Below are 12,730 nucleotides of genomic sequence, written 5' to 3'. Positions count from 1 at the left end.
CGGGAGTACACCGACCTTGATCCGTCAGTTGTTCGGCAGCACTTGAGCCTTTTGCGCCGGCACCACATTATCCAGTACCCGATTCACCGCCAGCTCACCCAGCATGATCACCTGCTGAACCGCCAGCATCGTGTTGCGCTGGGTTCCGTCCACCAGCCCGGCCAGGTCGCTGACCATGGCATTGGCCGACGCCAGCAGTTCGCAGACCTGGGCCAGTAGCGTTTCGTTGTCGACTTCGGGAGCGACGATGAAAATCATCGCGGGTTTGCGCCGATTGCAGGTGTCTTGCGCAGCGGAGGGTTTGAGGTAGTGGTCCAGGGCACGGTCGGCGGCCTGTTGAAATTTTTTCGAATCGCCAGAGGCATACGGGGTGGTGCTTTGCGCCGTTGATGGCGCATGGGTCTTGAATGTGTCGTCGGGCATGGTGACGCTCTGCGCAGTGATGAGAGCGACCACGCTAACCGCCGCACTTCCGACAGCCAACCCTAAAAACACGTCGGACATTTCCTGTGTTTTCAGCGTGTTTTAATCGGCTGTGGGGCGTGCACATGGAAAACCAACGTATTTGTCGGAGCTTGTTTAATCATCGTCAAAATGACTGCGCGAAACCTACAACATTGTGAGTCGCTGCCTACAGCTGCGCCAGAATCCACCGATTTTTCCTGCGGCCTGCCACCTTTTTTTTCAGCTTCCACAGGCCCCCTCTTGCGGCACCAGACGGATATCGACACGTCGGTTGGCCGCGCGTCCGGACTCGGTGTCATTACCGGTGACCGGCGCGCTGGCGGCGAGCCCCTGGACAGCAAAACAACGGTCCGGGATGTCGCCCATGCGTTGCATCCAGTCACGCACAGCCCAAGCGCGGGCGCGCGACAGCGCAAGGTTCTGTCCGGCATCGCCGGTGGCATCGGAATGCCCGTTGATGACGATCAGCCAGCCTGGCCGGGCCTTGATCCCGGCCAGGGCATTGATCAGCACTTTGGTCGAGCCGGCTTTGAGCTCGGCGCTGCCGGCATCGAACAGCATCAGACTGTCCAGCTGCACGGGATCGGCAGGCAAGCGATCGCTGGCCTGCCCTGCCAGCCAATGCTTCCACCCAAACCAGCCGGTCAAGGCGATGGCAGTCACCACGGCGAACAGCCACAGGGCCATTCGACGTCTCTTTGTCGTCGGGTCTGCAGTCCCCGCTTCAGGCATGCGAGGGGGCGGCAGGATCACCACCGGCATCACGAATGCCGGTTCAGGGCCTCTCGTCGACAACGGCACGGTTTCCCCCGAAGCCGGGCTTTGCTGCAAACGTCGCATCAGGCTATCGACCTGCTGACGCAGCGCCTGCAGCGTTTCCGGCAGGACGTGTGCCTGAATGTCCAGTCGTTGGTTCAAACGGCTCAACTCGGTGTCCAGGTGAACCAGTGTCGGCAAGCTGCGCGTATCCAGCGCCAGGCTGCGCAGCAAGGGCTGCAATTGGGCGAACAGCCAGCTCAGGCTATCCAGGCGCAGCGATTCCACTGGCGGCCACAGGTGCGGCCAGTCGCAGCTCAGCGCCTCGATCAATGCCACCCCTTCCACCATGCCTGGCAGGCCATGGCGTTGGCTGCGCGCCAGCGCGTAAGAGACCGTGGTTTGCAGATCCGCCCCGTTGTTCTGGAACAAGGTCAGGCACAACTGCTCGACCTTGACCCAGTTCACGTCCGGACACGCCGGGTGGCTCAATTTGGCCAGTTCATCACGCAACGCCATGAACTCGCCCAAGCCGCGCGAATCACCGCCCGCGCGTATACGCATTTCAAACAACGCCGTCATCCAGCTTCCCTTCCGTTACAGGTTCATGGCCGACAGGTAGTTCTGCCGCTTCAGGTGACGCACCAGCACCCTGCCCTCGGGCGCCAGGGTGGTACCGAACGTTACCCGCTGCCCCGCCTTGAGCTGCACGTCGAGGGCGTATTCCAGATGACCCGGTCGCACCTGCGGCAGCAGTTCGATGTTCACCGCTGCCAGGCGCGGTTCGTACTTGAGCAAGGTATCGCCCATGCTTCGCATCAGGGCATGCGCCGTGCCCGGCAACCCCTGGAGGATCAGGCCCATGTCCGGCAGGCCGTAATCGGGCAGATGACTGAGCGTGCCCGCCCGGCTGTTGAGGATGCGTTGCAGGTTGTCCAGCACCGACAGGGTCTGCTGGTCTTCTTCGCCAACCCGATACAGGTGCAGCTCGCCGTCGAAATTCTGCAGCAGCATTTCGTAGAGCGAAGGATTGAGTTCGGTCATCGGTTATTCCTTGGCCAGGGGGCGCAAGGTCAGCAGGTTGTCCGCCAACTCGATGACCCGGGCCCGGTCCGGATCCAGGTCATCACGGGTCAGCGTCAGGCGCCATGTCTTCGGTTGGCTGTCGGGTTCGCGGAACAACGCGACCACTGCAACGGAACGCGCGTTAGTGTCCAGGGGCACGCTCAGTTGCGCCCCCTCGCCCGGCTTGACCACCACGGTCCGCTTGTCCAGCAGATCCGCGCTCAGCAGCCTGCCGTCATGGCTCAGCAAACTGTCGTAGGTGGCCTTCTCCAGCATCTTGCTGTCGCTGAGTTGGTACACCCGAACCAGCGTGGCGACCGACAATGCGTTCATGGCTGCGCCATCGGTATTCATCGATGCCCGCCCACTGAAGTCCAGGTGCAAGGTCTTCACCTGCTTGTAGAAAATCGAGCTGGCGGCGGAGGTGGTGCTGTCCGTCACTGACTGGGTCACCCCACAACCGGCGAGCCATGCACCCAGCGCAACGACCATCGATGATTTAAAAACCGTACGTGACATGGTGTATCTCCCTGTCCCGGGAATTTTTCGAAAGGCCCTGGTATCGGCCCAGATTGAGGGTGATGGTGTCGTGCGCCCCGACCTGCCAGGCGTCACTGCCCGGGCCCAGCACAGCGGTCATGCCCAGCCGTACCGAGGCGCGCCCCAGCACCGGCGCCGGCAGGCTGCGCAGCGGTAGTGACAATTGCAGCTTCGCGGTGCAACGCCAGCCGAGGTACACACGCAGCAGCACCAGCAGGTCGTTGTGCAACTGGCCACCCGGCAACCAGCCACGGGCTTCGTCTGCATCCTCGGTGAACAGCGCCAGGTGCAACTGGCTGTTGGCGTCATGCCCGACACTGCCCAGGGGCGTGCCTTGGGACAAACTCACCGGGCGCTGGCTGGACAGACTGGCCGGCTGCGCCAAGGGGATTTTCTGCGGCCAATGGGGCGTCACCCGTGCCTGGGTCTGGGGGGCCAGCAGCTTGACCAGCGCGATGATGCCTTCGGCGTTGCGAGTGGGCAGGCGCATCACGCTGAGCAGCGCCAGAAAGCGTGATACCGGCGTGGCGATCTGCCGGGAGGTGCCGGGAATTCCCAGGCCGATCAACCCCAGCAGGCACTGCGAAGTCGCATCGACGCCGCCCGCCTCGAACGCGGCCGGATAGGAGTACTTGCGCCATATACGGTAGAACTGGGTAAAGATCCGGTGGTTGAAAATATCGAGGAAGGCTTCCACTGCCTCATGCCCCTCCCGACGCAGGGCGATATCGTCGAGGAAAGCGGTCGGCATCGGCGAGTCCACGCCGTACAACCCAAGCAGGCGCGTGCGCACCGTTGCCGGGCGCTGCGGATGATGGTCGCTGGTTTCGATCGCCTTCAATTCCCCGGCAGGAAAGCCCATGCCAGGGTCGGGCCGAAAGCGTACCGGGTCATCCGCCGGATGAGCCGTGCTACCCAGTGGCGGATGATCCGGCAAGGCCTGTTCCAGCAACTGGCAGAAGCGATACAGATTGGCCTCCGCCACCCGCCCCTGCAGTACTTCCAGTAATCCACTGGCTTTCAGCCGGGAATACGCTGACTGTGGTTCTCGTTCCATCGCAGGCACTTTCCGGTAGGTTGCAGGATCAGCGTGAGCTGGTTGAATACATGGATGTCGGCGTACAGGCCAAAGAAGCGATGGAGCATCTCGCCGAACAGGCTGATGTCGCCCTCGCCGGAAAAGCCATTGGCGTCCAGGGTGACTTCGATATCCACGCCGCGCAGCAGGAAGCCTTTTTCGAAACGCTGGATCAGGTGGTGACGCACCTCGACGATCGGTGCCGGTAACCACGGCTGGGGACGATTGCCGCTGACGTCCCGGGCAATCCATTCGCGGGTGGCTGCCCGTACCCAGATCGTACAAGTGAATCGGTAGATCGGTGACCGCGCCGCCGGACTGCGGTCCGCGAATCTGTACGCACCAGCCGTTGGCGATGAAGCTCTTGACCATGTTTGCCGCGAAGGCGAACGAGGCGTTGGTCCACAGGTACTTGTGGTGATCAGGGCCCTTGACGCTTTCGATGTAGTTGAAACTGCGCACCGCAACCGTGTCCGGACCGTAGGGCAAACGACCCAACACGCGCGGCATGGTCAGGCCGATGTAACGGGCATCTTCACTGTCGCGGAATGACTTCCACTTGACGTACTCGGCGCGGTCGAAGTAGTTGCCGATGTCCTTGATCGCAGCAACCTCCTCCATCGACTCCTTGCCAAAGAACGCCGGGCCGACGGCACCGATGAAAGGCATGTGCGCGGCTGCGGCAACTTTGGAAATATTGCGCAGCAGGGTGATGTCCTGCGGGCCCCGATCGAACTCATAATTGGAAACGGCCGCCGCGATCGGCTCACCACCGGGGGTGTCGTACTCTTGGGTGTAGGTATGCACATACAGCCCGCTCTGGTCGATCTCCGGTGCATCTTCGAAATCCTGGATCAAGTGATCCTTGCTCAGGTCCAACAGTTCGATCCGCACGTTCTGGCGGAAGTCGATCTGATCGATCAACGATTTGACGCCGCGCCAGGTCGACTCGACGCGTTGAAAATCCGCATGGTGCATGATTGCATCCAGTTGACGGCTGATCTGCGCATCCAGCGACGCAATATGTTCATCCAACAGGGTCTTATCCAGGCGCTCGACTTTCTTCGACGATTGTTTGAGCAACTTCAGAAAAACACTGACGGCCGCCGTCACTCGCTCATCGGCCGAAGCCTCGGACAATGCTTCGGCATTCTGAAAAACATCGATGCCGCCCAGTTCTACAACCGGACTGAGATTGATCTTGCTGAACAGGCTGCTATAGACACTTTGATTTTCTTTAGACAACACTGCAGCGCCACGCGAATGCGCGGAAGAGTTTTCTACGGACATTGTGGGAACTTCCCTTTAAACCAACCGAGGTGAATTAACGATCTTGTTCTGGAGCCAGAGCGGCCAATTCGGCTCTCAACTCGTCACTCAGCGTGTCATCCTTGAGGATGCGCTCCAGTTCGTAGCGAAAGGTGGCGTTGTCCAACAGGTTCGACTTGAGGTCGCGCAACAGGTTACGCATCGCCAACAGGGCACGAAGTTGCGGTATCTGCCGCGCCACCTGTTCCGGTTCAAAATCCTTCATACCCTGGAATCGCAGCTGGACGCAGGCGTCGGAGCCATCGTTGACCAAGGTATTTTCCACGGCCAGTGTCAGGCGTGGCGAGAACTCGGCCAGGACGCTGTCGAAGTTGTTTTTGTTGACATCGACCTTGCTTCTTTCCGACAGGGAACGCTGCTCCCTACCGTTACTGTAATCCCCCATCACCATCAACTTCAGCGGTAGCTCGACTTTCTTCTGCGCACCACCGGTGTGCAAATCGAGTTTGATATTGACGCGAGCCTTGGGTACTTCGTTTTGAAAACTGCTTGAAGCCATAACCCCTCCAGACACTTTAAGTAACAGCATGCGCCATCACGAAAAACAACAATGACTGGAATCCACGCCGCTAGCCAACCCCAATAAAAAAGTTTTCGCCAACAGCCTGTGAATTCCTTTTCGATACAACGATTAAAGCGTTTGCAGTACAGGTGTAGTTCAGCGACCTACAAACATAATGAATCATCTCAGGCTGCTATTCCATATCTCGGAGCATCAACAGGACGTTTCCGACGCATTTAAAGAAACAGCCTACATACTGAAACAAACAGCAATAAAAATGGCCGCTCAAGGGCGAGTACCACGCGAGCGGCGGGGAATCGGCCTACCCGAGAAAAAAACTGGACCGTTGGACGGCATGATCGACTACCATGCCGGCCGCCGGTTTCCACATGGGATTAATAGGGAATCCGAGATGCCTGATATGGCATCAATCGGAACTGCCCCCGCAACTGTAGGTGCCGAGCCTGCTCCTGAACTGCCACTGGGATCGCTCCCGGGAAGGCTGGAGCCAGGCGATGACGCATCAGTCAGGAGACCTGCCGGCCAAGCAAATCACTAACCGGCGGGGTGTCCGGGAAGGACATCCTTGCGCCGTGCGTCACCTGCAGTGATCGTCACGTCAGTGCTTTAACGGCAGCGTTCGATGATGTGTTTCCAGTCCGTACCCCTGCCCCGAGTACGGTCAACTGGAGATTGCGTCATGCTGCTGTCACGCCTTGCCATCCTCGTCACTGCGCTGGGTCTGTCCACCCTCGCCCATGCGGCCCCGACCCACTATCCCCTGAGGGTCGAGAATTGCGGCAACACGCTGACCTTCGAGCAGGCACCGAGCCGCGCCGTGACCATCGGCCAGGCCGGCACCGAAATGCTCTACGCCATGGGGCTTGGCCACACGCTGGTCGGCACATCACTGTGGTTCAACGAGGTGCTGGCCAAGTACAAGACCGAGAACGACCCGATCCCGCGCCTGGCCGATAACGAGCCGAGCTTCGAGGCGGTGATCGGCAAGCGCCCGCAGCTGGTGGCGGTGGAACTGGAGTGGATGGTCGGCCCGCAAGGCGCGGTCGGTACCCGCGAGCAGTTTCACGAGCTGCAGATCCCGACCTACCTGATGCCCTCCGACTGCGAAGCCAAGGACAATCTGGTCGGCGCCGACGGCACACGGCTGGAGGCGTTTCGCATCGACAGCATTTACAAAAGCATCAGCCAACTGGCCGAGATCTTCGATGTGCAGGAACGAGGCCAGCAGTTGAACGACGAACTCAAGGCCAGCCTGGCGAAGTCTGTCGCCACGGTGCAGAACAAGAACCTGGAGCACACCAGTGCGCTGTTCTGGTTCTCCAGTGCCAGTCTGGATATCGACCCTTATGTCGCCGGACACAAGGGCATTCCCGACTTCATGCTCAATACCCTGGGCGTGCGTAACGTGGTGCAATCCGACGAAGAATGGCCGACCGTCGGCTGGGAAACCATCGCCAAGGCCAACCCGACGTTCCTGGTCATCGCACGCATGGATCGCCGGCGCTTCCCCGCTGACGACCATCTGAAGAAACTGGCATTCCTGCGCAGCGACCCGGTGACCCGCAACATGGACGCGGTGAAAAACAACCGCATCATCATCCTTGACGCCATGGCCATGCAGGCCAGCGTCAGAATGTTCGACGGACTGGCAACCCTGGCATCAGCCATCGACGGCTATGACCTGCCGAAATGACCAGGACGCTGATTCGCACATTGCTGGCCGTTGTGACCCTGCTGCTGGCCGTCATTGCCGGTGTGGCCATCGGTGAAACGCCCATCGATCCGGGTGTGGTGTTCCAGGTGCTGGCCAACAAACTGTGGGCTGCCGGATATGTCCTCGACCCGATCGACGAAGGTATCGTCTGGAATTATCGCCTGACCCGCGCGCTGGTGGCCGCGGCCTGCGGTGCGGGCCTGGCCACTTGCGGGGTGATTCTGCAATCGCTGTTGCGCAACCCGCTGGCCGATCCCTACCTGCTCGGCATCTCCGCCGGCGCCTCGACGGGCGCGGTGCTGGTGGCGTTGCTGGGCCTGGGGGCGGGCCTGGTTTCGCTGTCGGTCGGAGCGTTTGCCGGGGCCGTTGCCGCCTTCGCCGTGGTTGTTTTGCTGGCCCGTGCCAGCGGTTCGCCCGGCGGCACCTCGCAGATCATCCTCGCGGGGATTGCCGGTTCGCAGCTGTTCAATGCGCTCACGGCGTTTCTGATCACCAAGTCGGCCAGTTCCGAACAGGCTCGCGGCATCATGTTCTGGTTGCTGGGCAATCTCAGCGGGGTGCGCTGGCCGTCGGTGTGGCTGTCCGTCCCGGTTGCCGTGGCCGGTCTTGTCGTGTGCCTGTGGCACCGTCGGGCGCTGGATGCCTTCACCTTTGGCGCCGACTCGGCCGCCTCGCTCGGCATTGCGGTACGCCGGGTGCAATTTCTGCTGATCAGCTGCGCCGCACTGGTGACGGCAGTGATGGTGTCGATTGTCGGCTCCATCGGTTTCGTCGGGCTGGTCATTCCCCATGCCGTGCGACTGCTGCTGGGCACCCGGCATGCACGCCTGCTGCCGGCCAGTGCACTGGGGGGGGCGCTGTTTCTGATCGCCGCCGATGTCCTGTCCCGGACGCTGATCAAAGGCCAGGTGGTCCCGGTCGGAGTCATTACCGCACTGGTCGGCGCGCCGGTGTTCGCGTTGATCCTGATCGGCCGGAGGAATGCCCGATGAATGCCGTCACACCTGTTATCGGCGAATCCGTGCTGAGCTGTTCCGGCCTCGGGTTCCATGTCCGCGACACTGAACTGCTGCACGATATCCACCTGGACATCCGCCGAGGAGAAACCCTGGGCATCGTCGGGCCCAATGGTTCGGGAAAATCCACGCTGCTAAAACTGCTGGCCGGCGTACGCGTACCGAGCCGGGGTGACATCCACCTGAACGGCCAGCGCCTCCAGGCCCTATCACGGCGAACCATCGCCCAAGCCTTGGCGGTGGTGGAGCAACAGGCCGACACGCTGGATGCCATCAACGTGTTCGATGCCGTGGCACTTGGCCGAACGCCGTGGCTGTCGGCCTTGAGTCCGTGGTCGAACGAGGACGCTGCCATCGTCCAGCAGGCGCTGTGCGACGTCGATGCGGCGCACCTGAAGAACCGGACCTGGCACAGCTTGTCCGGTGGCGAACGCCAGCGTGTCCACATCGCTCGCGCCCTGGCCCAACGCCCGCAGATCCTGTTGCTGGACGAACCGACCAATCACCTGGATATCCAGCACCAGCTCGCGATCCTGAACGTGGTGCAGGCTTTGCCGGTGACGACATTGATAGCCCTGCATGACCTGAACCAGGCGCTGAGCTGTGATCGTCTGGCAGTACTGGAACGCGGGCGACTGGTGGCCCTCGGCGAACCGTTGCAGGTGCTGACCCCGCAACGCTTGCAGGAGACATTCGGCGTACACGCGCATTACCTGACCGACCCTTTCGACGGCGCGCGGATATTGCGGTTTCGTTCTGTTTGAGCGGTCGATGTAGAATCAACCGCGTATCACCCTGCTCGAAGGCGCAAGGCCGCCACCTCATCACCCCTCAACAAGAGATCCCCATGGCAAACCACGACATCACCTTCGTACCCGATCCCGACGCGGATTCCATCTCCTCCGACGTCGCCGGTTTCGGCGGCCTCCTGGTCTCCACCCAGATCCCCACCCACGCCGATGGCAGCCTGGAATTGGGCGGCATTACCGAGCAAAGCGAGTGCACCCTGCAGGCACTCAAGTCTGCGCTGGAGCGCGCCGGCAGTTCCATGGACCGGGTCCTGCACCTGACCATCTACCTCACCGACATGGCCGACCGCGCCGCCTTCAACGAAGTCTACCAGCGCTTCTTCGCCAAGCCCTGGCCGGTACGCGCCGCCGTTGGCGTGGCCGCTTTGGCGGTGGAAGGAATGCGCGTGGAAGTCACCGCGATGGCAGCCAAGGGCTGAGTTCGCTAGCGCTCGTGGAAAACCTCCAAAGGTGTACACACGGTGGCCGGGGATTTTACCCGGGCCACCGCCATCGTAGCGTTGGCCAAGTAGCAGTGCCGGAACGCTATAGGTCCAGAATGAATGGATGCCGCGCCTCGCTACTACGGCATCGCGGCCAATGCGACGCCTGAAGCACGGTGTTTTGCCGAATGGCTGGAAAGCGAACTGGCCAGGCAGAACACGAAGCAGGCGTAGCCACCGACTGACCGCCTGACCAAGTCGTTCAGTAGAAATCGTAGTAAATGACCCACTCGCCTGTCGTTTTGTGCTTCCAGAACATCAAACTTCCACTATCCACCACATTCAGGTTTATCCTGGAATCGGATGTGATCTGGAACACGAACTGAAAATCATCGCCAACGTCAACGCCAGGTTGGCAGAATGAAGGGTATCCGCCGATCTTGTGATCATCTGTATGAGTCACGATATCGTAATAGGACTCTATCTTCCCCGTTTCCTCCAGCTTGCAAATTTGGTCTTCAAGATACTTTGGTACACCGCCTCCATCCCATACAGGAAAGTCCTCTGCGATCAACTCGGCCTTCAAGGGGAAGGGCTTGAGGTGCGAGCCTGCTACCGGCAACTCCTTACGGACAAGCACATCGTCGACCCCATACTCTCTGATCAGCCAGTTATTTCCCATCGGCTCGAACGCCTCCGGAAAGGGATCAGAAACAAACAGTGTCAGTACGCGAACCCCCTCCAGAGCCGGGCTATTGAATGGCAGGCTTGGCAAGTGAAACTGTGCATAAGGATGCAATTCATCTCCGGCATCGTTTCTCGGTACTCCCTCATCAGGTCGAAACAGAAACACTTTTCCGAACCAGCTTTCATCATCCTCATTGCTGGGATGGAACCCACCGGCGACGAGTTTTATCGCCGGCCGGGCCAGATGCTTTCTGATCTCTTGAATATCCATACTCATGGGTGCGCCTGCGCTCAGTAATGGGAACAGCCACGCTAAACCACACACGTCCGAGGGCCAACCCTAAAAACATGTCAGACGGATCCTGGGTTTTTTCAATCCATTCGCCATTTCCTAGCCCTGTGTACCCGAAAAATCCAAGCGTTTGGCATTGCCATGTTTAATGGCTGTCTGCGTTACCTCATAAAAGCTACAACACCCTGAATCGTTTCTTACAGGCGCATCAGATTCCGCCGACTTATGCGACTCGGACCGAATCACTCCTCGACAAGCCATGTCGTTTTCGGTGTAACACCCGATTGAACCACCGGTACCTGCTCGCCGAACGTCGAGGTCACCATGGTCGCGATAATCGACTTCAGGACCAACTGCTCCAAAGGCTGCTCCCGTCCGTCCGTGACCATCAGCTCATCAACTCCCTCTTCAACAAGGAAATCCCGTCAACCATAACGACGTCCGGAAAATTTTGTTGCAGACCCCGCTGAAATATCACCGTCCAATATGCGTCAACGCTGGAAGGTCCTCAATGTCCCGGGTATGTCGTAACGCTGAAAAAACTACAGGAAGGGATGAAACACACATCAATGCTGTTGCAATAAATATACTCGCACTGGGACTTACAACACTGCCCAGCCACCCTCCAATCATGGCCCCGCTTGCCGCAGCAATACCGATACAGGTTCTAATACTGGCTGTCACCTTGCCTAGGCTTTCCAGGGGGCAAGAAGACTGCCGATAGGAATACTGCGCAATGTCAAACAATACAAAGCGAATAGACGTCAAACATAGATAAAGTGCCGGCAGCAGCAGCGGATGACTCTGCGCCCCATAAAGAAGAAAACCTGCCGGACTGAGAAAGACCACCCACCACATTATTTTTGCGCTGCCGACCAAACGCATCAACGCACTCGCGAGGATAGCTGCCAACAGCCCCCCACCTTCACCGATAAAAAATACAACACCTACCATTTGCGGTGAAAGTTTCAAATCGGCAATTAAGTAATATAAAAAAACCGCATTCATCATGGCCAGACAGAACATTGACCCAATGGTGGTCACCTCGGTGCGCGCTAAGACCGAGTTGGCATACAGAAGTTTGAATCCCTCCCCTATTTCCTGCAGCACGGGAGGCCTTCTGGTTGCCTCCACCTTGCTGGGCTCGTCCGCTTTGGTAAAACTCAGAAGAACAGCGCTGGCAATATAGGAAAAGACATCAAATAACAGAGTGAGCGGGGCTCCAATCCAACCGGCCATGAACGTACCGATCCCCGGACCGCCCACCCGCGCGGCGGACTCTGTGGTTTCGATCTTGCTGTTCGCCTCGGGCAAATCCTTGCGCTGCACAAAAATTGGGTAGTAGGAGTGATAGGCAATTCCGAAGGCGACCGAGAACACGGAACAAAGGAAGGAAACGGCATACAACCAGAACATCGAAAGCTGATCGTAAAACGCAAGCAACGGCACCGTGACCAATACGGCAGCCCGGACAAAATCGCATACGATCATCAAATTCCGCTTGTTGAACCTGTCGATGTAGACACCGGAAGGTATTGACGCAAGCAGCACGGCAATAGAAGCCATGGCACGGAGTAAGCCAATCTCACCTGGAGTTGCACTTAGCGTGGTAATAGCGAGCAGCGGAAGAATTATATTGGTGATAGCCGAGCCCATCTCGCTGACGGACTGCCCCATCCAAAGGCACATGAAGGTTCTGTCCCGCCAGAGCGAATTTTCTTTAATAGTCAAACAATAAACCCCCTACATTTCTTCCACCCGTAACGGGCGGCTCCATACTCCTTTATACCGCTTACTACTTTTAAGTAACCAAGAGCTCAGACTTGTCAACTTGCAAACTGAATCCATTAATTTCGTCAGCAGTTTTTTATTGGCGACACAAAAAAACGAAGGCGTAAAGACTTTTTCGCAATCAAAAAACCGCAACACTTCCTACACTTCCTACACTTCCTACACTTCCTACACTTCCTACACTTCCTACACTTCCTACACTTCCTACACTTCCTACACTTCCTACATGGAGCCGGCCGGCAG

Annotated in this window: 12 protein-coding genes, 2 pseudogenes and 1 riboswitch; of the genes and pseudogenes, 4 read left to right on the top strand and 10 right to left on the bottom strand. The window is 58.8% G+C overall.

Annotated elements, in window-relative coordinates; genetic code table 11:
• Positions 1-24: 24 nt before the first annotated feature.
• The 8 genes and pseudogenes from F8N80_RS20900 to tssB form a co-directional block, all read right to left on the bottom strand.
• Positions 25-423, bottom strand: a complete 399-nt coding sequence (locus tag F8N80_RS20900; protein WP_150784593.1) for a DUF6124 family protein — start codon at positions 421-423, stop codon at positions 25-27.
• 261 nt (positions 424-684) lie between these two features.
• Complete coding sequence (locus tag F8N80_RS20895) at positions 685-1,803, bottom strand: OmpA family protein (protein WP_150784592.1); 1,119 nt, start codon at positions 1,801-1,803, stop codon at positions 685-687.
• Positions 1,804-1,818: 15 nt separating this feature from the next.
• Positions 1,819-2,265 carry a type VI secretion system baseplate subunit TssE gene (tssE, locus tag F8N80_RS20890; protein WP_150744663.1) on the bottom strand — a complete coding sequence of 149 codons (447 nt, stop codon included), beginning with the start codon at positions 2,263-2,265 and terminating at the stop codon, positions 1,819-1,821.
• A gap of 3 nt (positions 2,266-2,268) precedes the next feature.
• A complete protein-coding gene (gene tssJ / locus F8N80_RS20885; protein ID WP_150784591.1) occupies positions 2,269-2,805 on the bottom strand; it encodes a type VI secretion system lipoprotein TssJ in 537 nt (178 codons plus the stop codon).
• Positions 2,786-3,883 carry a type VI secretion system baseplate subunit TssG gene (gene tssG, locus F8N80_RS20880; RefSeq protein WP_150744740.1) on the bottom strand — a complete coding sequence of 366 codons (1,098 nt, stop codon included), beginning with the start codon at positions 3,881-3,883 and terminating at the stop codon, positions 2,786-2,788. The genes tssJ and tssG overlap by 20 nt, the downstream gene beginning before the upstream one ends.
• Positions 3,847-4,104, bottom strand: a pseudogene (locus F8N80_RS20875) (type VI secretion system baseplate subunit TssF); the annotation flags it as partial. The pseudogene F8N80_RS20875 and the gene tssG, both read right to left, overlap by 37 nt.
• Before the next feature lie 52 nt (positions 4,105-4,156).
• Positions 4,157-5,194 (bottom strand): annotated as a pseudogene (gene tssC / locus F8N80_RS20870) (type VI secretion system contractile sheath large subunit); the annotation flags it as partial.
• Positions 5,195-5,228: 34 nt separating this feature from the next.
• Entirely contained in the window at positions 5,229-5,732 is a 504-nt protein-coding gene (gene tssB / locus F8N80_RS20865; protein ID WP_150744665.1) for a type VI secretion system contractile sheath small subunit, read from the bottom strand.
• 365 nt (positions 5,733-6,097) lie between these two features.
• A riboswitch (cobalamin riboswitch) is annotated at positions 6,098-6,293 on the top strand.
• 142 nt (positions 6,294-6,435) lie between these two features.
• On the opposite strand from tssB, the gene F8N80_RS20860 reads away from it, so the two are divergent.
• The 4 genes from F8N80_RS20860 to F8N80_RS20845 all read left to right on the top strand — a co-directional run bounded on the left by F8N80_RS20860 (position 6,436) and on the right by F8N80_RS20845 (position 9,714).
• Complete coding sequence (locus F8N80_RS20860) at positions 6,436-7,449, top strand: ABC transporter substrate-binding protein (RefSeq protein WP_150744666.1); 1,014 nt, start codon at positions 6,436-6,438, stop codon at positions 7,447-7,449.
• A complete protein-coding gene (locus F8N80_RS20855; RefSeq protein ID WP_150744667.1) occupies positions 7,446-8,462 on the top strand; it encodes a FecCD family ABC transporter permease in 1,017 nt (338 codons plus the stop codon). The genes F8N80_RS20860 and F8N80_RS20855 overlap by 4 nt, the downstream gene beginning before the upstream one ends.
• The gene (locus tag F8N80_RS20850) at positions 8,459-9,250 is read left to right on the top strand and encodes an ABC transporter ATP-binding protein (protein ID WP_150744668.1); all 792 of its coding nucleotides are present in this window, start codon (positions 8,459-8,461) and stop codon (positions 9,248-9,250) included. The genes F8N80_RS20855 and F8N80_RS20850 overlap by 4 nt, the downstream gene beginning before the upstream one ends.
• 83 nt (positions 9,251-9,333) lie before the next feature.
• The gene (locus F8N80_RS20845; protein WP_150744669.1) at positions 9,334-9,714 is read left to right on the top strand and encodes a RidA family protein; all 381 of its coding nucleotides are present in this window, start codon (positions 9,334-9,336) and stop codon (positions 9,712-9,714) included.
• 265 nt (positions 9,715-9,979) lie between these two features.
• On the opposite strand, the gene F8N80_RS20840 is transcribed toward F8N80_RS20845, so the two are convergent.
• Together F8N80_RS20840 and F8N80_RS20835 are read right to left on the bottom strand one after the other, a co-directional pair.
• Positions 9,980-10,675, bottom strand: coding sequence for a DUF1963 domain-containing protein (locus F8N80_RS20840; RefSeq protein WP_150744741.1), 696 nt, complete (start codon positions 10,673-10,675; stop codon positions 9,980-9,982).
• Positions 10,676-11,170: 495 nt separating this feature from the next.
• The gene (locus F8N80_RS20835; protein ID WP_224790729.1) at positions 11,171-12,427 is read right to left on the bottom strand and encodes an MFS transporter; all 1,257 of its coding nucleotides are present in this window, start codon (positions 12,425-12,427) and stop codon (positions 11,171-11,173) included.
• Positions 12,428-12,730 lie beyond the last annotated feature (303 nt).

It is taken from the genome of Pseudomonas fluorescens (genome assembly GCF_902497995.1).
Taxonomy (GTDB): Bacteria; Pseudomonadota; Gammaproteobacteria; order Pseudomonadales; family Pseudomonadaceae; genus Aquipseudomonas; species Aquipseudomonas fluorescens_BK.
The sequence above is the reverse complement of the archived record's forward strand: the minus strand, read 5'-3'. Positions and strand labels throughout refer to the sequence as shown.

Coding starts and splice junctions, on each gene's coding strand:
- F8N80_RS20860 (WP_150744666.1), top strand. CDS start 6,436: ATGCTGCTGTCACGCCTTGCCATCCTCGTCACTGCGCTGGGTCTGTCC.
- tssB (WP_150744665.1), bottom strand. CDS start 5,732: ATGGCTTCAAGCAGTTTTCAAAACGAAGTACCCAAGGCTCGCGTCAAT.
- tssG (WP_150744740.1), bottom strand. CDS start 3,883: ATGGAACGAGAACCACAGTCAGCGTATTCCCGGCTGAAAGCCAGTGGA.
- F8N80_RS20850 (WP_150744668.1), top strand. CDS start 8,459: ATGAATGCCGTCACACCTGTTATCGGCGAATCCGTGCTGAGCTGTTCC.
- F8N80_RS20900 (WP_150784593.1), bottom strand. CDS start 423: ATGCCCGACGACACATTCAAGACCCATGCGCCATCAACGGCGCAAAGC.
- F8N80_RS20840 (WP_150744741.1), bottom strand. CDS start 10,675: ATGGATATTCAAGAGATCAGAAAGCATCTGGCCCGGCCGGCGATAAAA.
- F8N80_RS20845 (WP_150744669.1), top strand. CDS start 9,334: ATGGCAAACCACGACATCACCTTCGTACCCGATCCCGACGCGGATTCC.
- tssE (WP_150744663.1), bottom strand. CDS start 2,265: ATGACCGAACTCAATCCTTCGCTCTACGAAATGCTGCTGCAGAATTTC.
- F8N80_RS20855 (WP_150744667.1), top strand. CDS start 7,446: ATGACCAGGACGCTGATTCGCACATTGCTGGCCGTTGTGACCCTGCTG.
- tssJ (WP_150784591.1), bottom strand. CDS start 2,805: ATGTCACGTACGGTTTTTAAATCATCGATGGTCGTTGCGCTGGGTGCA.
- F8N80_RS20895 (WP_150784592.1), bottom strand. CDS start 1,803: ATGACGGCGTTGTTTGAAATGCGTATACGCGCGGGCGGTGATTCGCGC.